Genomic DNA, 20,057 nt, shown 5'->3' with positions numbered 1-20,057 from the left:
TCCGCAGAACACGTGCCCGGCGCCGCACACGGCGCCGGGCACCTCTGTGTGTTCAGTCGTATCCGTGACGTACATCGCACCGCCCGGTGAGCCCGGCCGTGGGCGGAACATTAGACTCGACAGACCGGCAAGCCAGACGTTCAACTGCAAGGAGGCACGGGTGGCCCTGCTGACCCGCATCACGGGACCGCGCGATCTGGACCGGCTCAGCCCGGCGCAGCTGGACCAGCTGGCCGCGGAGATCAGAATCTTTCTCGTCGACGCGGTATCCAAGACCGGCGGTCACCTGGGCCCCAACCTCGGCGTGGTCGAACTGACCATCGCGCTGCACCGGGTCTTCGACTCCCCGAAGGACAAGGTCCTCTTCGACACGGGTCACCAGTCGTACGTGCACAAACTGCTCACGGGCCGTCAGGACTTCGCCAGGCTGCGTGCCAAGGGCGGCCTGTCCGGCTACCCGTCCCGGGCCGAGTCGGCGCACGACGTCATCGAGAACAGCCACGCCTCCACCGTGCTGGGCTGGGCCGACGGTCTCGCCAAGGCCAACGAGGTCCTGAAGAAGGAGGATCATGTCGTCGCCGTGATCGGCGACGGCGCGCTCACCGGCGGTATGGCCTGGGAGGCCCTGAACAACATCGCCGCCGCCAAGGACCGCCCGCTGGTGATCGTGGTCAACGACAACGAGCGCTCGTACTCCCCGACCATCGGCGGGCTCGCGAACCACCTGGCCACGCTGCGGACCACCGACGGCTACGAGCGCTTCCTCGCCCGGGGCAAGGAGATCCTCGACCGCACCCCGGTCGTCGGAAAGCCGCTCTACGAGACGCTGCACGGCGCGAAGAAGGGCCTGAAGGACTTCATCGCCCCGCAGGGCATGTTCGAGGACCTCGGACTGAAGTACGTCGGCCCGATCGACGGCCACGACATCGAGGCCCTGGAGTCCGCCCTCACGCGCGCCAAGCGCTTCGGCGGCCCGGTCATCGTCCACTGCCTCACCGAGAAGGGCCGCGGCTACCAGCCCGCCGTCCAGGACGAGGCCGACCGCTTCCACGCCGTCGGTGTCATCCACCCCGACACCGGCCTGCCGGTCAAGACCGCCGCCGCCAGCTGGACCTCGGTCTTCGGCGACGAGATGGTCAAGCTCGGCCACGACCGCGAGGACGTCGTCGCCATCACCGCGGCCATGCTCCAGCCGGTCGGACTGAAGAAGTTCGCCGAGACCTTCCCGGACCGTATCTACGACGTCGGCATCGCCGAGCAGCACGGCGCGGTCTCCGCGGCGGGCCTGGCCACCGGCGGACTGCACCCGGTCTTCGCGGTGTACGCGACCTTCCTCAACCGGGCCTTCGACCAAGTCCTGATGGATGTGGCCCTGCACAAGTGCGGTGTCACATTCGTGCTGGACCGCGCGGGCGTCACCGGTGACGACGGAGCCTCGCACAACGGCATGTGGGACATGTCGATGCTGCAGTGCGTCCCGACCCTGCGCATCGCCGCCCCGCGCGACGCGGAACAGCTGCGTGCCCAGCTGCGTGAGGCCGTCGAGGTCGACGACGCCCCGACCGTCGTCCGCTACTCCAAGGGCGTGGTGGGGCCGGCCGTCCCCGCCGTGGGCCGGATCGGCGGCATGGACGTACTGCGCAAGCCCGCCGGGGGCATGCAGGACGTCCTGCTGGTGTCCGTCGGCGCGCTCGCCCCGATGTGCCTGGAGGTCGCCGGCCTGCTCGACAAGCAGGGCATCTCGACGACCGTCGTCGACCCGCGTTGGGTCAAGCCGGTCGACGAGGCGCTCGCGCCGCTCGCCGAGCAGCACCGGGTCGTCGTCACCGTCGAGGACAACAGCCGTGCCGGCGGCGTCGGTTCGGCCGTCGCCCAGGCGCTGCGCGACGCGGGCGTCGACGTCCCGCTGCGCGACTTCGGCATCCCGTCGCGCTTCCTCGACCACGCCTCCCGCAAGGAGGTCATGGCCGAGATCGGGCTGACCGCTCCGGACATCGCCCGCCAGGTCACCGGCCTGGTCGCCAAGCTCGACGGCCGGTACGAGGACGAGCCCGCCGAGGCCGCGCGCGACTGACGCCGACGAGATCTGGCATCCGATGGGCCGGTGGGGTCACCCTGTATGGGTGGTCCGACCGGCCCATTCGCGTGAAATCCACCCGTACGGAGCCCTGTACGGCCGCTGATGTCCCGATCATGGCGATCACGACGAGCGCGTGGAGGTACGCCGGTGAGTACGCAGCAGGACATGGGACCCGCCGGAGGCGGAATGCTCCGGACCAAGACCGTCGAACAGTCGATCCGCGACACCGAGGAGCCGGAGCACGCGCTCAAGAAGTCCCTTTCCGCGCTGGACCTGACGGTCTTCGGGGTCGGGGTCATCATCGGTACCGGCATCTTCGTCCTCACCGGCTCGGTGGCCAAGAACAACGCCGGTCCCGCCACTGCCCTCGCCTTCGTCGCTGCCGGTGTGGTGTGCGGCCTGGCCGCCCTCTGCTACGCCGAGTTCGCCTCGACGGTGCCGGTGGCCGGGTCGGCGTACACGTTCGCGTACGCCTCCCTCGGCGAGCTGCCCGCCTGGATCATCGGCTGGGACCTGGTCCTCGAGTTCGCGCTCGGTACGGCGGTGGTTGCCGTCGGCTGGTCCGGCTACGTCCGGGCGCTGATGGAGAACGTCGGCTGGAACATGCCCGAAGCCCTGTCGGGGCCCACCGCGACCGAGGGGTTCGCCTTCGATCTGCTGGCCTTTCTGCTGGTCCTCCTCCTGACCGCGATCCTGGTCCTCGGTATGAAGCTGTCCGCCCGCGTCACCGCGGTCGTCGTCGCCATCAAGGTGACCGTGGTCCTGGTCGTCATCATCGCCGGCGCCTTCTTCATCAACGGTGCGAACTACGACCCCTTCATCCCCCCGGCCCAGAAGCAGGCCGGAGGAGCAGGCCTGGACGCCCCGCTCGTCCAGTTGCTGTTCGGCTACGAGCCGACGGACTTCGGCGTGATGGGTATCTTCACCGCCGCCTCGGTGGTCTTCTTCGCCTTCATCGGCTTCGACGTCGTGGCGACGGCGGCGGAGGAGACCAAGCTCCCGCAGCGGGACATGCCGCGCGGCATCCTCGGGTCTCTCTTGATCTGCACCCTGCTCTACGTCGCCGTGTCGATCGTGGTCACCGGTATGCAGCACTACTCCGAACTGTCGGTGGACGCCCCGCTCGCCGACGCCTTCAAGGCCACCGGCCACCCCTGGTACGCCGGCTTCATCAGCTTCGGGGCCGCCGTCGGCCTCACCACCGTGTGCATGATCCTGCTGCTCGGCCAGACCAGGGTGTTCTTCGCGATGAGCCGCGACGGGCTCCTTCCGCGGTTCTTCTCACGGACGCACCCGAAGTTCCGCACCCCCTACCGCGCCACGGTCCTGCTCGGCGTGATCATCGCCGTCGTCGCGGGCTTCACCAGCCTTGAAGACCTCGCGAAGCTGGTGAACATCGGCACCCTCTTCGCCTTCGTCGTCGTCGCGATCGGCGTGATCATCCTGCGCCGGACCCGGCCCGACCTGCCACGCACCTTCCGCACCCCGCTGGTGCCGTGGCTGCCGATTCTCTCCGTGGCCGCCTCGCTGTGGCTGATGCTCAACCTGCCCGCCGAGACGTGGATCCGCTTCGCCATCTGGATGGCCGTCGGCGTGGTCGTGTACTTCCTGTACGGCCGTCGGCACAGCCGCCTCGGCCGCGAGGGCAGGGAGGCCAAGTTCTAGGCTCTTCTCCGATCAGGCCGGAGCCGCGCGCCGCACGCACCGGCCGCGCGCTCGCTGCTCCGGCCTGACCGACCGGCACCCCCTGGCCGGACCCGTGCACCGAACTCCTGTTTTACCCGCCCGGCCCCGTATGTCCTGCTCCGATACGGACTGCGGGGCCGGATAGCTTGGCCCGTATGCTCACGGAGCCGCCGCCCCCGCTACGGTACGTACGCGGAGCCGTGCCGCCCCGCCCGAGCCGCCGCGCCCGCCCCGGGCCGCCCGCGTCCCGCTTCTGGCCGCGTCTGCTTCCCGTACTCGCCCTACTGGCGCTGATCACCCGCATCCCGTCGTTCCGGCACCCCCTGTGGAACCCGGACGAGGGCTACCTCGCCGTCCAGGCGCGGATGCTGGCCGGCGGGGGAGCCCTCTACGAAACCGTCGTCGACCGCAAACCCCCGCTCGTACCCTGGCTGTACCAGGCGGCGTTCGCCGTGTGCGGCGACGAGTCGCTGTGGCCCGTGAAGGCGCTCGCGGCCCTTGCCCAGTTTTGCACCGCGGTCCTGCTCGCCTCGCTCGCCCGGCGCCGGTGGGACGATCTGGCCGGCCGCGCCGCGGGCGTCCTCTATCTGCTGGTATCCATCGGCCTCAACCCCGAGGACGCCCAGGCGGCAGGCTTCGAGGTCTTCATGCTGCCATTCACGGTGGCCGCCGTGTGGTGCGCCGACCGGGGGCGCTGGGGAGCGGCGGGCGTCGCGCTCGCGGCCGCGTTCCTGACGAAACAGACCGGCGGGGCGGCACTCCTGCCGGTCCTCTGGCTGCTCTGGCACAACGCCCCCGCCCGCACCGCCGTGGTCCGCACCGGCCTGGGGCTGCTGCTTCCGGTCGCGCTGGTGGCGCTGATCACCGACCCGGCCGGTTTCCTCTTCTGGACGGTGACCGGCTCCGCCGCGTACGCGTCGTTCACCGGGTCCGAACTCCACGTGCTCTTCCGGGCGCTGGCCAACTCCGCCCTTCTCGCCGCGGCCTGCGCGGGCCTTGCACTGCCGGTCGTACGGGCGCCGCGGCCGGCGCGGACCGGTACCGCCGACCTGTGGCTCTGGCTGGGCGCCTCGGCTGCCGCGGTCGCGCTGGGCTTTCACTTCTTCGGCCACTACTACCTTCAACTGATGCCGCCTGCAGCCCTGTTGGGCACGGCGGCGCTGCGGATCCCGCCCCGCGACCGGCTCACCACCGCGCTGCTCACCTCGGCGTGCGGCTGCGTGCTGTTCGTGGTGTGGGGCATGCTGGCTCCCCGCCCGGAACTCGCCCATGCGCAGCGGCTGGCGGCCGCGGTGGAGGCGCGCACCGCCCCCGGCGACCGCGTGCTCGTCTGGGGCATACATCCGGAGACGTACTGGCTCGCCGACCGCACCCCGGCCAGCCGATACCTGACCGCGGGGCTGCTGACCAACTACAGCGGCGGCCGCGACGGCCAGCAGGTCGGTGAGAAGTACGCCGTCGAGGGCGCCTGGCCGGTGTTCACCGGCGAGATGGCGGAGCAGCCGCCGGTCCTGATCGTGGACGACTCCCGAGGCAAGCCGTTCGCGCCCGGACACGTGCCGGTGCTGCGCCGCCTGCTCGCGGGCCACTACGAGCTGCTGGGTACCGTTGACGGCGCCGTCCTCTACGCCCGTTCACCCTGAGGGTTCCCCCATTCGAAGCCCTCACGAGCCTCACGCTTCAGGAGCGCCGTACCGTGCGCGGGCCGCGCACCTCCGCGCCGAGCGCTTCCACCCGGTGCCGCAGCTCACGGTCGGCGGTCACCACCACGGTGGGCCGGCCGGCCGACCGCACGATGTCCACGATCAGGTCGTCGCCGCTGCCCGGCGCGGACTCGACCCGCACTCCCGGTACGGATTCGATCCCGCGAGCCGCGCCTTCGACGACGAGTACGACGTCGACAGGACCGGGCAGGCCGGGCAGACCGGTTTCGCTGAGTCCTACGAGGCTGTCCCGCAGCCGCTCGGCCGCCCCGCGCCGGTCGCGCCACCATCCGTCGGGCACCGAGCCCACCACGTTGGCGCCATCGACCACGACGAGGGTGCGATCAGTCATGTACCGACCTTAGGGGTGTCTTCGGATCCTGCCGCGCCAAGCGACCGCCCTGATCCGGAAGAGATTCCCGGGCGCGGAATCCGGGTCCCCGGGAATGCGACGGCGCCCGTCCGCAGACCAGGCTGCGGACGGGCGCCGTGACGTTCGTACAAGAGGCGTACGGATCCGTGATTACGCGGGAACGCTCGCGACTCCCTGAGCCAGGAACTTCTTGCCGTTCACGCGCTCCGAGACGCCCTCGCGGTCCAGGTACGGCGTGATGCCGCCCAGGTGGAAGGGCCAGCCGGCGCCCGTGATGAGGCAGAGGTCGATGTCCTGCGCCTCGGCGACGACACCCTCCTCCAGCATCAGGCCGATCTCCTGCGCAACCGCGTCCAGGACGCGGTTGCGGGTCTGCTCCTCGGTCAGGACCGTGTCGCCCTGCTTGAGGAGGGCGGCGACCTCCGGGTCCAGCTCCGGCTTGCCGGAATCGTAGACGTAGAAGCCGCGCTTGCCTGCCTTGACCACCGCGGCCAGGTTCTCGGAGACGGTGAAGCGGTCCGGGAAGGACCGGTTGAGCGTCTCGGAGACATGCAGGCCGATGGCGGGGCCGACCAGCTCCAGCAGCACCAGCGGGGACATCGGCAGGCCGAGCGGCTCGATGGCCTTCTCGGCGGTGGCCACCGGGGTGCCCTCGTCGATAACGTTCTGGATCTCGCCCATGAATCGGGTCAGGATGCGGTTGACGACGAACGCCGGGGCGTCCTTCGTCAGCACGGCCGTCTTCTTCAGCTTCTTGGCCACAGCGAACGCGGTCGCGAGCGACGAGTCGTCGGTCTGCTCACCGCGGACGATCTCCAGGAGCGGGAGGATCGCCACCGGGTTGAAGAAGTGGAAGCCGACGACCCGCTCGGGGTGCTTCAGCTTCGATGCCATCTCGGAGACCGAGAGCGAGGAGGTGTTGGTGGCGAGGATGGCGTGCGCCGGGGCGACCGCCTCGACCTCCGCGAACACCTGCTGCTTGACGCCCATCTCCTCGAAGACGGCCTCGATGATGAAGTCGGCGTCGGCGAAGCCCTCGGCCTTGTCCAGCACCCCGGAGACGAGACCCTTGAGGCGGTTTGCCTTGTCCTGGTTGATGCGGCCCTTGCCGAGCAGCTTCTCGATCTCGGCATGGACATAGCCCACACCCTTGTCGATGCGCTCCTGGTCGATGTCGGTCAGGACGACCGGCACCTCGAGGCGGCGCAGGAAGAGCAGTGCAAGCTGCGAGGCCATCAGACCCGCGCCCACAACGCCGACCTTGGTGACCGGGCGGGCGAGCGACTTGTCGGGCGCGCCGGCCGGGCGCTTGGCGCGCTTCTGGACCAGGTTGAAGGCGTAGATGCCGGAGCGCAGCTCGCCGCCCATGATCAGGTCGGCCAGCGCGGTGTCCTCGGCGTCGAAGCCCGCCTGGAGGTCGCCGTCCTTGGCGGCGGCGATGATGTCCAGCGCGCGGTACGCGGCCGGAGCGGCGCCGTGCACCTTGGAGTCGGCGATGAACCGGCCGCGCGCGACGGCCTGGTCCCAGGCCTCGCCCCGGTCGATCTCGGCGCGCTCGACGGCGATCTCGCCCTTGAGGACGGACGCCGTCCAGATCAGCGACTGCTCCAGGAAGTCGGCGCCCTCGAAGATCGCGTCGGCGATGCCGAGCTCGAAGACCTGCGTGCCCTTGAGCTGCTTGTTCTGGTTGAGCGAGTTCTCGATGATCACCGAGACGGCGCGGTCGGCACCGATCAGGTTCGGCAGGATGGCGCAGCCGCCCCAGCCCGGGACCAGCCCGAGGAAGACCTCGGGGAGGGAGAAGGCCGGCAGGGCCTTGGAGACGGTGCGGTACGAGCAGTGGAGGCCCACCTCTACACCGCCGCCCATCGCCGCACCGTTGTAGTACGCGAAGGTGGGAACGGCCAGCGCGGACAGCCGCTTGAAGACGTCGTGGCCGCCCTTGCCGATGGCGAGCGCGTCGGAGTGCTGCTTGAGCAGCTCGACACCCTTGAGGTCGGCGCCGACCGCGAAGATGAACGGCTTGCCGGTGATACCGGCGCCGACGATCGTGCCCTCGGCGGCCTCCTTCTCGACCTGGTCGATCGCGAGATTCAGGTTCGCGAGCGACTGGGGGCCGAAGGTGGTCGGCTTCGTGTGGTCGAAGCCGTTGTCCAGGGTGATGAGGGCGAACCTGCCCGCGCCGCCCGGCAGGTCCAGATGGCGTACGTGCGCCTGAGTGACGACCTCGTCCGGGAACAGCTCGGCCGCGCCCTTCAGGAGCTCAGCGGTGGTGCTCACTTGGTGCCTCCGTCGAAGTGCGGGTTCTCCCAGATGACCGTCGCGCCCATGCCGAAGCCGACGCACATGGTGGTCAGGCCGTAGCGGACGTGCGGCTGCTCCTCGAACTGGCGGGCCAGCTGCGTCATCAGACGTACGCCGGAGGAGGCCAGCGGGTGGCCGTACGCGATCGCGCCGCCGTACTGGTTGACGCGCGCGTCGTCGTCGGCGATGCCGTAGTGGTCGAGGAAGGCCAGCACCTGCACGGCGAAGGCCTCGTTGATCTCGAACAGGCCGATGTCGGAGATCGACAGGCCGGCCTTGGCGAGGGCCTTGTCGGTCGACGGGATCGGGCCGTAGCCCATGACCTCGGGCTCGACTCCGGCATACGCGAACGAGACAAGACGCATCTTGACCGGGAGGCCCAGCTCGCGCGCGACATCCTCGGAGGCGAGCAGCGAGGCGGTCGCACCGTCGTTGAGACCGGCCGCGTTGCCCGCGGTGACCCGGCCGTGCGCACGGAACGGCGTCTTCAGCCCGGCCAGCGACTCCAGGGTGGTGCCCGGGCGCATCGGCTCGTCGGCGGTGACCAGGCCCCAGCCGGTCTCGCCGGCCTCCGGGTTGGTGCGGCGCACGGAGACCGGCACCAGGTCCTGCTGGATCTTCCCGTTGGCGTAGGCCTTGGCGGCCTTCTCCTGCGAGTTGACCGCGTAGGCGTCGGTGCGCGCCTTGGTGATGTGCGGGTAGCGGTCGTGCAGGTTCTCCGCCGTCATTCCCATGAACAGGGCGGACTCGTCGACCAGCTTCTCGGAGACGAAGCGCGGGTTGGGGTCCACGCCCTCGCCCATCGGGTGGCGGCCCATGTGCTCCACGCCACCGGCGACCACGACGTCGTAGGCGCCGAAGGCGATCGAACCGGCCGTGGTGGTCACGGCGGTCATCGCGCCGGCGCACATCCGGTCGATCGAGTAGCCGGGCACCGACTGGGGCAGTCCGGCGAGGATGCCCGCGGTGCGCCCCAGGGTCAGGCCCTGGTCGCCGATCTGCGTGGTCGCCGCGATGGCGACCTCGTCGATGCGCGCGGGGTCGAGGTCCGGGTTGCGGCGCAGCAGCTCCCGGATCGCCTTCACAACGAGATCGTCGGCGCGGGTCTCGTGGTAGATGCCCTTCGGGCCCGCCTTGCCGAACGGGGTGCGGACGCCGTCGACGAAGACGACGTCCCTGACGGTACGAGGCACGTTGGCTCTCCTCCAGGTGCGGGATGGCACTGCTGCGGGACGCGCGCTGCTGAGCGCGCGCTCACCCCCTCATGCTACTTGCGGGTAACCAGGCTGCACACCCCTGCCGCCCGGAGCGGCGAAGGTCACACTCCGGAAGGACGCGTCCGGGCACCGGGAACGCGAGAACCCCCGGCCCGCAGGCCGGGGGTTCTGCCGGTCCGCCTCAGGCTGTCGTCGCCGAGAGCGCCGTGAGCAGGGCGGGAGTCACCTGCTCGATCTGCCACTGGCGGGCGCCGTGCGCGGCCAGGACCGCCGCCACCGCGGCCTCGGTCGGCTCGGCCGGCGGCTCCCAGCACAGGCGGCGGACGGTGTCCGGGGTGATCAGGTTCTCCTGCGGCATGTTCAGCTCCTCCGCGAGAGCGGAGACCGCCGCGCGGGCCGCCGACAGCCGGGCCGCCGCCACGGGGTCCTTGTCCGCCCAGGAGCGCGGCGGAGGCGGCCCGGTCAGCGGCTGGCCGGGCTGGGGCAGCTCGGCGTCGGGCAGGGCCTTGGCCCGGTCGATCGTTGCCTGCCACTGTTCCAGCTGGCGCCGGCCCATCCGGTGCCCGAACCCGGGCAGCGCGGCGAGGGCCTGGACGGTCAGGGGCAGCGCGAGCGCGGCCTCGACGATCGCCGCGTCGCCCAGCACTTTGCCGGGCGAGACGTCCCGCCGCTGGGCGATGCGGTCACGGGCGTTCCACAGTTCCCGGACGACCGCCATCTGCCGCCGGCGCCGCACCTTGTGCATGCCCGACGTACGGCGCCACGGGTCCTTGCGCGGCGGCGCGGGCGGCGCGGAGGCGATCGCGTCGAACTCCTGGTGCGCCCAGTCGAGCTTCCCCTGCCGGTCGAGCTCCTTCTCCAGCGCGTCGCGCAGGTCGACGAGGAGCTCCACGTCCAGGGCCGCGTAACGCAGCCACGGCTCGGGCAGCGGCCGGGTCGACCAGTCGACCGCGGAGTGCCCCTTCTCCAGGGCGTAGCCCAGCACGCTCTCGACCATCGCGCCGAGGCCGACCCGCGGGAAGCCGGCCAGCCGGCCGGCCAGCTCGGTGTCGAACAGGCGGGTCGGGATCATGCCTATTTCGCGCAGACAGGGCAGATCCTGGGTAGCGGCGTGAAGGATCCACTCGGACCCGGCGAGCGCCTCGCCGAGGCCTGAAAGGTCCGGGCAGCCGACGGGGTCGATGAGCGCGGACCCGGCTCCCTCGCGGCGCAGCTGTACGAGGTAGGCGCGCTGGCCGTAGCGGTAGCCGGAGGCGCGCTCGGCGTCCACGGCGACAGGGCCGCTGCCCGCGGCGAAGGCCGCGATCACTGCGGCGAGGGCTTCCTCGGTCTCAACAACCGGAGGGATGCCTTCGCGGGGCTCCAGCAAAGGAATCGGCGCCGGTTCGACGTCGTCCGGGGGAGCGCCCCCGGTGGTTCGCAGTGGTGCGTCTGCTGCGGTCTCTTGGGCGTCGGTCACGTGTCAAGGGTATCTGTGTATGCACCGCGCCCGCCGACGGAACGTTCCGTCGACGGGCGCGCGGTGGATCTGCAACGCTTTCCGGGCGATTTGCCCGGCGTATGGGTCAGTGGATGATGCCGGTACGGAGTGCGACCGCCACCATCCCGGCCCGGTCTCCGGTGCCGAGCTTGCGGGCGATACGGGCGAGGTGGCTCTTCACGGTGAGTGCGGACAGGCCCATCGAGACGCCGATGGCCTTGTTGGACTGGCCCTCGGCGACGAGCCGGAGCACCTCGACCTCGCGGCCGGAGAGCTCGCGGTAGCCGCCCGGGTGGCTCGGGGCACCCGGGGGGCGGCGGTGCATGCGGGCGGCGTTCGCACCGATGGGGGCGGCGCCGGGCCGGGTGGGGAGCCCGACGTTCGTGCGCGTACCGGTGACGACATAGCCCTTGACGCCGCCGGCGAGGGCGTTGCGGACCGCGCCGATGTCGTCGGCGGCGGAGAGGGCCAGGCCGTTCGGCCAGCCCGCGGCTCGGGTCTCGGACAGCAGGGTCAGCCCGGAACCGTCGGGCAGGTGGACGTCGGCAACGCAGATGTCGCGCGGGTTGCCGACGCGGGGACGGGCCTCCGCGATGGACGACGCCTCGATCACGTCACGTACTCCGAGGGCCCACAGGTGGCGGGTGACGGTGGAGCGGACGCGCGGGTCGGCCACGACGACCATGGCCGTCGGCTTGTTCGGGCGGTAGGCGACCAGGCTTGCGGGCTGCTCGAGAAGAACGGACACCAGGCCTCCTGGGGGAGTGGCGGGACGGGGGCCGGCTCGGGGAAGAAGCCGGGGCGAACCGTGCGGATGGTCACTGACCTCTTCGGCACGTCACCCACCCGGCTTTAGGGAATGATCACGATTTGGTGAGTAACAATTCGGGCAATTCGGACGCACGATCGATCATGTGCGATCAGAAGCCCTCACTCCGCGACCGGACCGAACCCTCAGTTCCGGTCGGCTCGGGCAGGCCCGGGCCGGTTCCCGTCGGCTCAGGTCGGTTCCGGTCCGTGGCGTCCGTCGAGGCGGTGACCGGCCACCGGCGCGCTGACCTCAGCGGGTCTGCGGATCGCGCCGCTGCGGCAGCGACACCACGGTGCTGTCCGAGGGGCCGGCCGGCGGCAGCCCGGCGACCTGACAGAGCAGATCGCACCAGGCCGCGAGATGGGCCGCGGTGTCCGGCACTCCGCCCACGCCCTCGCGCGGGGTCCACGACGCACGGATCTCGATCTGTGTCGCCGGCCTGCGCTCCGACAGCCCGCCGAAGTAGTACGAACCCGCCCGGGTGACGGTGCCGCTCGCCTCGCCGTACGCAAGGCTGCGCGCCTCCAGCGCGCCGGTCAGCCATGACCAGCACACTTCCGGCAGCAGCGGATCGGCCGCCATCTCCGGCTCCAGCTCCGCCCGTACGAGGGTCACCAGCCGGAAGGTCCCCTGCCAGGCGTCGTGCCCGGCCGGATCGTGCAGGAGGACGAGACGGCCGTCCGCCAGGTCCTCGTCGCCCTCGACGACCGCCGCCTCGAGCGCGTAGGCATGCGGGGCCAGTCGCTGCGGCGGCCGGCTCGGCTCGATTTCCATCCCCTGGCGCGGGCGCGCCTTCTGCAGGGCTTCCACCGCCCGCCGGAACGGGAGCGGGACGGAGCTCTCCTCCACGCTGTCCACACCGTCAGCGCCATCTGAAAATCGTCCCTGAGCCGCAGCCATGCGGGGAAGACTAGGCGGAACGAGGCCGTCGCGTGGGGAGGGACACCCGGCCCGGGGCGGGCAGTTGCCTCCGGGCGGGTGTCGGGCCGCGGCCGAGACGGTGTCCCACACGGTGTCCCCCGGGATGGCGCGGCGGCGTACGTGCGAAGATTCTGGACGTGAGTGCCAACGACCGCCCTGCGGGCCAGCAGACCCAGACGTACGACTCCACCTTCCTGAAGGCGTGCAGGCGTGAGCCGGTGCCGCACACGCCGGTCTGGTTCATGCGGCAGGCCGGACGCTCACTGCCCGAGTACCTGAAGGTCCGCGAGGGCACCGCGATGCTCGAGTCCTGCATGCGCCCCGACCTGGTCACCGAGATCACGCTCCAGCCGGTGCGCCGCCACAAGGTGGACGCCGCGATCTACTTCAGCGACATCGTGGTCCCGCTGAAGGCCATCGGCATCGACCTCGACATCAAGCCCGGCGTGGGCCCGGTCGTCGCCCAGCCGATCCGCTCGCGCGCCGACCTCGCACAGCTGCGCGATCTGGAGCCGGCCGACGTCGCGTATGTCACCGAGGCCATCGGCATGCTCACGGGCGAGCTCGGCTCCACTCCGCTCATCGGTTTCGCCGGAGCGCCCTTCACTCTCGCGAGCTACCTCGTGGAGGGTGGCCCGTCCCGCAACCACGAGCACACCAAGGCGCTGATGTACGGCGACCCGCAGCTGTGGGCCGACCTGCTGGACCGCCTCGCGGAGATCACCTCCGCCTTCCTGAAGGTCCAGATCGAGGCCGGCGCGAGCGCCGTCCAGCTCTTCGACTCCTGGGTCGGCGCCCTCACCCCCGCCGACTACCGCCGCTCGGTGATGCCCGCCTCGGCGAAGGTCTTCGACGCGGTGGCCCCGTACGGTGTCCCGCGCATCCACTTCGGCGTCGGCACCGGCGAACTTCTCGGCCTGATGGGCGAGGCGGGCGCGGACGTCGTCGGCGTCGACTGGCGGGTCCCGCTGGACGAGGCCGCCCGCCGGGTCGGTCCGGGCAAGGCGCTGCAGGGCAATCTCGACCCGGCCGTCCTGTTCTCCACCGCGGAGGCGGTCGAGGCCAAGACCCGCGAGGTGCTGGACGCCGCGTCCGGCCTGGAGGGCCACATTTTCAACCTGGGCCACGGCGTCCTGCCGACCACCGACCCGGACGCCCTGACCCGCCTCGTGGAGTACGTCCACACCCGCACCGCCCGCTAGACCGCCCGGTGAAGCGACGGCCGGCCGGTCGCCCGGGCCTGCCGGCCGGATCCGCCCACTGATCAGGCCGTCGGCCCCGGCCGATCTGCGCCGCTCAGGCCCCCGCCTTCCGGACCGCCGCGACCGCCTTGCGGGCGGCCACCAGGACGGGGTCCCACACCGGCGAGAACGGCGGGGCATAACCCAGGTCCAGGGCCGTCACCTGGTCGACCGTCATATGGGCCGTGAGCGCGACGGCAGCGATGTCCACGCGCTTCGCCGCGCCCTCCCGGCCGACGATCTGCACCCCGAGCAGCCGTCCCGAGCGGCGCTCCGCGAGCATCTTCACCGTCATCGGCTCCGCTCCCGGGTAGTAGCCCGCGCTGTTGGTGGACTCGATCGTGGCCGTCACGAACTGCAGTCCGGCGGCGTGGGCGTCCTTCTCGCGCAGACCGGTGCGGGCGATTTCCAGCTCGCACACCTTGCTGACGGCCGTACCGACCACCCCGGGGAACGTCGCGTAACCGCCGCCCGCGTTGGCGCCGATCACCTGGCCGTGCTTGTTGGCATGGGTCCCCAGGGGGACGTGGCGACTGCGGCCGGCGACCAGATCGAGCACTTCGACGCAGTCGCCGCCCGCCCAGATGTTCTCGTGCCCGCGCACCCGCATGGACAGGTCGGTCAGCAGGCCCGCGTAGTCTCCGACCGGAAGGCCGGCGGCGCGGGCCAGAGCCGTCTCGGGCTCCACGCCGATGCCCAGGACCACCACGTCCGCCGGATACTCCGCGTCCTGCGTGACGACGGCGCGCACCCGGCCGTCGCCGCCGGTGAGGATCTTCGTCACCTCCGCCCCGGAGACGGTTCTGATCCCCATCCCGTCCATGGCCTCGTGCACCAGCCGGCCCATGTCCGGGTCCAGCGTGGCCATCGGCTGCTCGCCCCGGTTGAGGACCGTCACCTCGTAGCCCCGGTTGAGCATGGCTTCCGCCATCTCCACGCCGATGTAGCCCGCGCCCACGACGACCGCCCTGCGGCCCTGCGTACGGGCGAGTGTGTCGAGCAGCGCCTGTCCGTCGTCGAGCGTCTGCACGCCGTGCACACCCGGCGCGTCCATGCCGGGCAACGACGGACGTACCGGGCGCGCGCCCGTGGCGACGACGAGCTTGTCGTATCCGGTCCACACCTCGGTGCCGGTGTCGAGGTCACGCGTGCGCACCCGCCCGCCCGGCACGTCGATCTCCGTCACCTCGGTCCGCGTCCGGAGGTCGATCGCCCGCTCGCGGTGCTCCTCGGGAGTACGGGCGATCAGGGCGTCCCGGTCGGTCACCCGGCCGCCGACCCAGTAAGGGATGCCGCAGGCGGAGTACGACGTGAAGTGCCCCCGCTCGAAGGCCACGATCTCCAGCTCGTCCGGGCCCTTGTGCCTGCGGGCCTGCGACGCGGCGGACATGCCCGCCGCGTCGCCCCCGACGACCACCAGTCGCTCTGCCGCCATCTGCGTGTCCCTCCGGTCCGTGATTGCGGAACACGCTACGTCCGAGAGGGTTCAGTCCCGCTCGGGCCGCTGTGGCTCCGGCTCTTCTCCTGTGGGGACGTACCTGGGCAGCGGAACATTCCCCGGCACCGCGGTGGGCGCGTCCGCCGCCGGGGCCGTCCGGCGCGGCAGCCGGCTGCGTACCAGCAGCCACAGCAGCACGAGCGCCGCGGCCGCGGCGGCGAACGGCAGCACCGCGCCGATCACGACCGTGATCCAGCGCAGGGTCGCGACGAAGGCGTCCCAGCCCCCGCCGAGGGCGTCCAGGAAGTCGGGGTCGTCGTCCTTCTTCTCCTTCGGCTTCGCCTCCGGCTCGGAGACCTCGAGCGTGATCGTGGCCAGGCTGGTGCGGTCCTTCAGCGACGCCTGCTGGGCCAGCAGCGATTCGAGATCGGACTGACGCCTGCTCAACTCGCCCTCGAGCATGACGACATCGCTCAGCCTGGTCGCCTTGTCCATCATCTCCCGTACCCGCGCGACGCTCGCCTGCTGCGTCTTGATGCGGCTCTCGACGTCCACCACCTGCTCGGTGACGTCCTGAGCGCCGACCTTGCGGCCGATCAGCTTTCCGGTGCCCTCGATGTCGGCGAGCACGCCCGCGAACCGGCCGGTGGGCACGCGCAGCACGAGCCGGGAGAAGATCCGGCCCTCCTCGTCCCGGTCCGTCGTCTCGCTCCCGACGAAGCCTCCGGCGGACTCGGCGGCGGAGCGGGCCGTGTCGAGCGCCTTCTGCGTGCTCTTGACCTCCACGGTGAGCGTCGCCGTACGGATGATGTGGTTCCGCGGGGCCGCCGGTTTCTTCGTGTCCGGCTCAGCCGGCCGCTTCGCGCCGGAGTCCGCGGCGCCGCCCTCGCCCACAGCCGCCTCCGGGCCGGCCGCCTTGCTGTCGCCCAGGCTCCGTTCCGAACTGTTACCCGCGCTGCACCCGCCGACCGCGAGCGCGGCGCCGAGGAGAACGGCTGCCGGTGCCGTGAGTCGTCGGCGCCCTGACCTGCTGGCTGCACGCATTGCGGCTACCCCCGATGAATGGTGGTTGATGTCGCAGGTTCGACGCGCGGGCCCCTGGCCCGGGTTGCCCTTCGCTGATCCCGATGCGGTCACGGTCAGGACTCGTTACGACGCCATCCCCGGGTCTGAGAGAGTGGACCCATGCACGAAACGGACACGCGTACGGGCCATGTCGTCGTCATCGGGGGCGGAATCGCCGGACTGGCCGCCGCCCACCGGCTGCTCGGCGCAGGGGTACGCGTAACCGTCCTGGAGGCCTCCGACCGGCTCGGCGGCAAGCTGCACGCGGGCGAACTCGCGGGCGTACCGGTCGACCTCGGCGCGGAGTCGATGCTGGCCAGACGCCCCGAAGCGGTGGACCTCGCCCGCGAGGCGGGACTCGGGGAACGACTTCAGCCGCCGGCCACCGCGACCGCCGCACTCTGGACACGCGGCGCGCTGCGCCCGATGCCTAAGGGCCATGTGATGGGCGTGCCCGGCGATCTCGCGCCGCTCGCCGCCTCCGGAGTCGTGTCGGAGGCGGGCCTGCGCCGGATCGGCCAGGACGCCGAATTGCCGCCGACCGAGATCGGCGACGACGTGGCGGTGGGCGAGTACGTCGCGGCCCGGCTCGGCCGCGAGGTCGTCGACCGGCTCGTGGAACCGCTGCTGGGCGGCGTGTACGCGGGCGACGCCTACCGCATCTCGATGCGCGCCGCCGTTCCCCAGCTCTTCGACGCCGCCCGGAACCACCGTTCGCTGGGCGAGGGGGTACGCGAACTCCAGCGCCGAACCGCCGGCCGGCCGGAGGCGGCGGGGCCGGCCGCTCACCATCCAACCTTCATGGGCATCGAGGGCGGAGTGGGGCGGCTCCCGCTCGCCGTGGCCGAGGCCTGCCGGGCAGCCGGGGCGGAGCTCCGCACCGGCACTCCCGTACGGGAACTGAGCCGCACCCCGGACGGCTGGCGGATCGTGACCGGTGGACCCGGCCGAGCCGCCCCGGACCTGCTCCACGCGGACGCCGTCGTCCTCGCGACGCCCGCGGGCCCCGCTGCGGACCTTCTCGCGGCGGCCGCCCCGGCCGCGGCGAGCGAGCTGCGCGCCGTCGAGTACGCCTCCATGGCCCTGGTCACCATGGCCTTCCGGCGGGCAGACCTGCCGGCCGGGCTCACCGGCAGCGGCTTTCTGGTGCCGCCCGTGGACGGCCGGACGATCAAGGCGTCCACCTTCTCCGCCAACAAGTGGCGCTGGGTCGCCGAGGGCGATCCGGACTTGTTCGTACTGCGCACCTCGGTGGGCCGCCACGGCGAGGAGGCGGACCTGAAGCGGGACGACGCCGGTCTCGTCGACGTGTCGCTCGCCGACCTGGGCGAGGCCGTGGGTCTCACGGCCCGCCCGGTCGCCTCCGTCGTCACCCGCTGGAACGGCGGCCTGCCGCAGTACCCCGTGGGCCACCTGGGCCGCGTGGCCCGGATCCGCGACGCGGTGGGCCTGCTGCCGGGCCTGCGGGTGTGCGGTGCGGTGTACGACGGAGTGGGCATCCCGGCCTGTGTCGCGAGCGCCCGCCGCGCGGCCGACGAGGTGCTGGCCACCCTGGCGCCGGTCACCGGACGTGACGCGGGACAATAGCCGCATGACTGCTGCTCCCGAACCTGTGACATCCCCCAAGGGTCCGAACGCCGGCAAGAAGGCCAAGGACCTGAACGAGGTCATCCGCTACACCCTGTGGTCCGTCTTCAAGCTGCGTGACGTACTGCCCGACGACCGCGCCGGTTACGCCGACGAGGTGCAGGAGCTGTTCGACCAGCTCGCGGCGAAGGACGTCACCGTCCGCGGTACGTACGACGTGTCGGGCCTGCGCGCCGACGCCGACCTCATGATCTGGTGGCACGCGGAGACCGCGGACGAGCTCCAGGAGGCGTACAACCTGTTCCGCCGCACCAGGCTGGGCCGTGCGCTCGAGCCGGTGTGGTCGAACATGGCGCTGCACCGCCCCGCCGAGTTCAACAAGTCGCACATCCCGGCCTTCCTGGCCGACGAGACGCCCCGCAACTACGTCAGCGTCTACCCCTTCGTGCGCTCGTACGACTGGTACCTGCTGCCCGACGAGGACCGCCGCCGCATGCTCGCCGACCACGGCAAGATGGCCCGCGGCTACCCGGACGTGCGCGCCAACACCGTCGCGTCGTTCTCTCTCGGCGACTACGAGTGGATGCTGGCCTTCGAAGCCGACGAGCTGTACCGCATCGTCGACCTGATGCGTCACCTGCGCGCGTCCGAGGCGCGGATGCACGTCCGGGAAGAGGTGCCGTTCTACACCGGGCGCCGGAAGTCCGTCGCCGAACTGGTGGCCGGCCTCGCCTGACGGGTGCCCGCAGGGGCGGCCGGTGTCGCGGTCCGGCCGCAGGTGAGCAGCCGTGACCCAGGCGACCAGCAGGAAAGGGAGCCAGAACATGGCGGAGTTCTACGCGATGCACGCACCGGCGGGCCATGGGCCTTTCACGATCCGGACCAGGGTCTGTCCGGGCGTCCCGTCGTCGCGGGCCCGACAAGAGCGCCCGGACATGGCGGGCGAGGGCTGAGCGCCTGACGGTGGTCCCGTCGTCCCTTCGGCGAACTCGGGTTGGACGGGCGGGATGTGGCGGTTGTGCCCGGCCGGCCTCGGCCCGCCGGGCACCGCCCGGGCCGCCGGTTCAGGAGCTGCTGCTACTGCTGCAGCTCGACCCGGAGCTGCTGCTGCAACTCGACCCCGAGCCGCCGGAGCTGGAGCCGGAACTGCAACTGGAGCCGGAACTACAGCTGGAGCCGCCGCCTCCGCTTCCGCCCCCGCAGCCTCCTCCGGTTCCGGCTCCGGCGCACCACACCACTGCGGCCGCGCCGGCATCGTCCCCCGTGCTCCAGGCAGTGCGCGGGTGCGGGGCCGTCCGGATCCGGGCCGCGGCGACCAGCTGCGCACGCAGTACCGGATCGGGCAGGGCGCCCAGCCCGTGCGCGGCCACCAGGACCGCCGGATGGGTCGCGTAGGCATGGGCCGTGCGGTACTCGCGCAGCGCCTGCTGTCCTGCCCTGGTGATCCGGCGCTTGGCGAGGGCAGCGCACACCGCGCCGGTCACCGCGCCGCCGATCAGCGCCGGCACCACCATCACCAGGAAGGGGAACTCCGCGCCTACGGCATCCTCGCCCATGTACTGCACAACAGTGAGAAGGAAGGCGACCGGGAAACCCAGGGAACAGGCGATGGCCTGGGCCAGCCCCCAGACCTGCCACCTCCGGTTGTCACGCGGCGCCGCCATCAGACCGCGCGCCGCCAGGCCGTCGCCGATCTCCTGTACGGCAGGATCGCGCATCACCGCGCAGCGCAGCGTGTGCAGTGCACCGCTCGGTGCCGCCGCGTGCGCCTCCAGCACCGCGCGTTCGACCGGTTCGCGAGCCACGCTGTTCGGATGAACGAGGACGATGCCGGGGCCGCCGACGGACAGCCGGCCGTCGGCGGCCATCGCCACGATGGCGGTGTCCACGGCCCGGGCGGGCCCGCCGGCCAGGAAGGCGCCCTCCATCACATCGTGGACATGGCCGCCGGCCGGACCGTTCCTGGGGGCGCCGGCCAGTCCGGCGATCAGCGCGACGGACGAGGCCCCGACAGCGAGGTAACAGAGCACAGCGACGATGTTCACCTGATTTCTCCCAGGATGCCCCGGCCTTCGGGCCGGGGAGGAATGGGTCCTTGGAGCGGAGCCGCGAAGCGGCGGAGTTCCCTCCGTATCTGTCGTGACTTGCACT

At 71.5% G+C, this 20,057-nt stretch carries 15 protein-coding genes; 6 read left to right on the top strand and 9 right to left on the bottom strand.

All coding sequences use genetic code 11. The annotated features are described in order from the left end of the window. The first annotated feature begins 160 nt into the window (after positions 1–160). The 3 genes from dxs (at position 161) to AB0M62_RS31380 (ending at position 5,409) form a co-directional block, all read left to right on the top strand. On the top strand, positions 161–2,074 hold the full coding sequence (gene dxs, locus AB0M62_RS31390; RefSeq protein WP_366077736.1) for a 1-deoxy-D-xylulose-5-phosphate synthase: 1,914 nt from the start codon (positions 161–163) through the stop codon (positions 2,072–2,074). Positions 2,075–2,266: 192 nt separating this feature from the next. Then, positions 2,267–3,745: an amino acid permease gene (locus AB0M62_RS31385; protein ID WP_366077753.1), complete on the top strand. Its 1,479-nt coding sequence runs from the start codon at positions 2,267–2,269 to the stop codon at positions 3,743–3,745. Between the two features lie 176 nt (positions 3,746–3,921). Continuing rightward, positions 3,922–5,409: a glycosyltransferase family 39 protein gene (locus AB0M62_RS31380; protein WP_366077735.1), complete on the top strand. Its 1,488-nt coding sequence runs from the start codon at positions 3,922–3,924 to the stop codon at positions 5,407–5,409. Between the two features lie 37 nt (positions 5,410–5,446). On the opposite strand, the gene AB0M62_RS31375 is transcribed toward AB0M62_RS31380, so the two are convergent. The 6 genes from AB0M62_RS31375 to AB0M62_RS31350 form a co-directional block, all read right to left on the bottom strand. Beyond that, positions 5,447–5,821 (bottom strand): NTP pyrophosphohydrolase, encoded by a 375-nt coding sequence (locus tag AB0M62_RS31375; protein ID WP_366077734.1) that lies wholly within the window; start codon positions 5,819–5,821, stop codon positions 5,447–5,449. Positions 5,822–5,992: 171 nt separating this feature from the next. Next, positions 5,993–8,122 (bottom strand): 3-hydroxyacyl-CoA dehydrogenase NAD-binding domain-containing protein, encoded by a 2,130-nt coding sequence (locus AB0M62_RS31370; RefSeq protein WP_366077733.1) that lies wholly within the window; start codon positions 8,120–8,122, stop codon positions 5,993–5,995. After that, the gene (locus AB0M62_RS31365) at positions 8,119–9,339 is read right to left on the bottom strand and encodes an acetyl-CoA C-acyltransferase (RefSeq protein WP_366077731.1); all 1,221 of its coding nucleotides are present in this window, start codon (positions 9,337–9,339) and stop codon (positions 8,119–8,121) included. Before AB0M62_RS31365 ends, AB0M62_RS31370 begins: the two co-directional genes overlap by 4 nt. 205 nt (positions 9,340–9,544) lie before the next feature. After that, the gene (locus AB0M62_RS31360; protein WP_366077729.1) at positions 9,545–10,822 is read right to left on the bottom strand and encodes a ribonuclease D; all 1,278 of its coding nucleotides are present in this window, start codon (positions 10,820–10,822) and stop codon (positions 9,545–9,547) included. Between the two features lie 106 nt (positions 10,823–10,928). Further along, on the bottom strand, positions 10,929–11,591 hold the full coding sequence (locus tag AB0M62_RS31355) for a response regulator transcription factor (RefSeq protein ID WP_366077728.1): 663 nt from the start codon (positions 11,589–11,591) through the stop codon (positions 10,929–10,931). A 312-nt stretch (positions 11,592–11,903) separates the two neighbouring features. Then, positions 11,904–12,554: a DUF3000 domain-containing protein gene (locus tag AB0M62_RS31350; RefSeq protein ID WP_366077727.1), complete on the bottom strand. Its 651-nt coding sequence runs from the start codon at positions 12,552–12,554 to the stop codon at positions 11,904–11,906. A gap of 158 nt (positions 12,555–12,712) precedes the next feature. Here AB0M62_RS31350 and hemE point away from each other — a divergent pair, with 158 nt between their 5' ends. Continuing rightward, positions 12,713–13,777 (top strand): uroporphyrinogen decarboxylase, encoded by a 1,065-nt coding sequence (gene hemE, locus AB0M62_RS31345; protein WP_366077726.1) that lies wholly within the window; start codon positions 12,713–12,715, stop codon positions 13,775–13,777. Positions 13,778–13,871: 94 nt separating this feature from the next. Here the strand turns inward: hemE and AB0M62_RS31340 are convergent, their stop codons facing one another. Both AB0M62_RS31340 and AB0M62_RS31335 read right to left on the bottom strand, forming a co-directional pair. Then, the gene (locus AB0M62_RS31340; RefSeq protein ID WP_366077725.1) at positions 13,872–15,251 is read right to left on the bottom strand and encodes an FAD-dependent oxidoreductase; all 1,380 of its coding nucleotides are present in this window, start codon (positions 15,249–15,251) and stop codon (positions 13,872–13,874) included. Positions 15,252–15,302: 51 nt separating this feature from the next. Continuing rightward, positions 15,303–16,298, bottom strand: coding sequence for a DUF4349 domain-containing protein (locus tag AB0M62_RS31335; protein ID WP_366077724.1), 996 nt, complete (start codon positions 16,296–16,298; stop codon positions 15,303–15,305). Positions 16,299–16,439: 141 nt separating this feature from the next. On the opposite strand from AB0M62_RS31335, the gene hemG reads away from it, so the two are divergent. After that, positions 16,440–17,906 carry a protoporphyrinogen oxidase gene (gene hemG / locus AB0M62_RS31330; RefSeq protein ID WP_366077723.1) on the top strand — a complete coding sequence of 489 codons (1,467 nt, stop codon included), beginning with the start codon at positions 16,440–16,442 and terminating at the stop codon, positions 17,904–17,906. 4 nt (positions 17,907–17,910) lie between these two features. Further along, positions 17,911–18,642, top strand: a complete 732-nt coding sequence (gene hemQ, locus AB0M62_RS31325) for a hydrogen peroxide-dependent heme synthase (protein WP_366077722.1) — start codon at positions 17,911–17,913, stop codon at positions 18,640–18,642. 328 nt (positions 18,643–18,970) lie between these two features. Here hemQ and AB0M62_RS31320 read toward each other — a convergent pair whose 3' ends face one another. After that, positions 18,971–19,951: a TIGR04222 domain-containing membrane protein gene (locus tag AB0M62_RS31320; RefSeq protein ID WP_366077721.1), complete on the bottom strand. Its 981-nt coding sequence runs from the start codon at positions 19,949–19,951 to the stop codon at positions 18,971–18,973. Positions 19,952–20,057: the final 106 nt, after the last annotated feature.

Source organism: Streptomyces sp. NPDC051219 (assembly GCF_040682335.1).
Taxonomy (GTDB): domain Bacteria; phylum Actinomycetota; class Actinomycetes; order Streptomycetales; family Streptomycetaceae; genus Streptomyces.
The sequence above is the reverse complement of the archived record's forward strand: the minus strand, read 5'-3'. Positions and strand labels throughout refer to the sequence as shown.

Excerpts from the sequence above, each read along its gene's own strand:
- AB0M62_RS31340 (WP_366077725.1), bottom strand. The coding sequence starts at position 15,251 with ATGGCGGCAGAGCGACTGGTGGTCGTCGGGGGCGACGCGGCGGGCATG.
- AB0M62_RS31380 (WP_366077735.1), top strand. The coding sequence starts at position 3,922 with ATGCTCACGGAGCCGCCGCCCCCGCTACGGTACGTACGCGGAGCCGTG.
- hemG (WP_366077723.1), top strand. The coding sequence starts at position 16,440 with ATGCACGAAACGGACACGCGTACGGGCCATGTCGTCGTCATCGGGGGC.
- AB0M62_RS31335 (WP_366077724.1), bottom strand. The coding sequence starts at position 16,298 with ATGCGTGCAGCCAGCAGGTCAGGGCGCCGACGACTCACGGCACCGGCA.
- AB0M62_RS31375 (WP_366077734.1), bottom strand. The coding sequence starts at position 5,821 with ATGACTGATCGCACCCTCGTCGTGGTCGATGGCGCCAACGTGGTGGGC.
- hemQ (WP_366077722.1), top strand. The coding sequence starts at position 17,911 with ATGACTGCTGCTCCCGAACCTGTGACATCCCCCAAGGGTCCGAACGCC.
- AB0M62_RS31385 (WP_366077753.1), top strand. The coding sequence starts at position 2,267 with ATGCTCCGGACCAAGACCGTCGAACAGTCGATCCGCGACACCGAGGAG.
- AB0M62_RS31350 (WP_366077727.1), bottom strand. The coding sequence starts at position 12,554 with ATGGCTGCGGCTCAGGGACGATTTTCAGATGGCGCTGACGGTGTGGAC.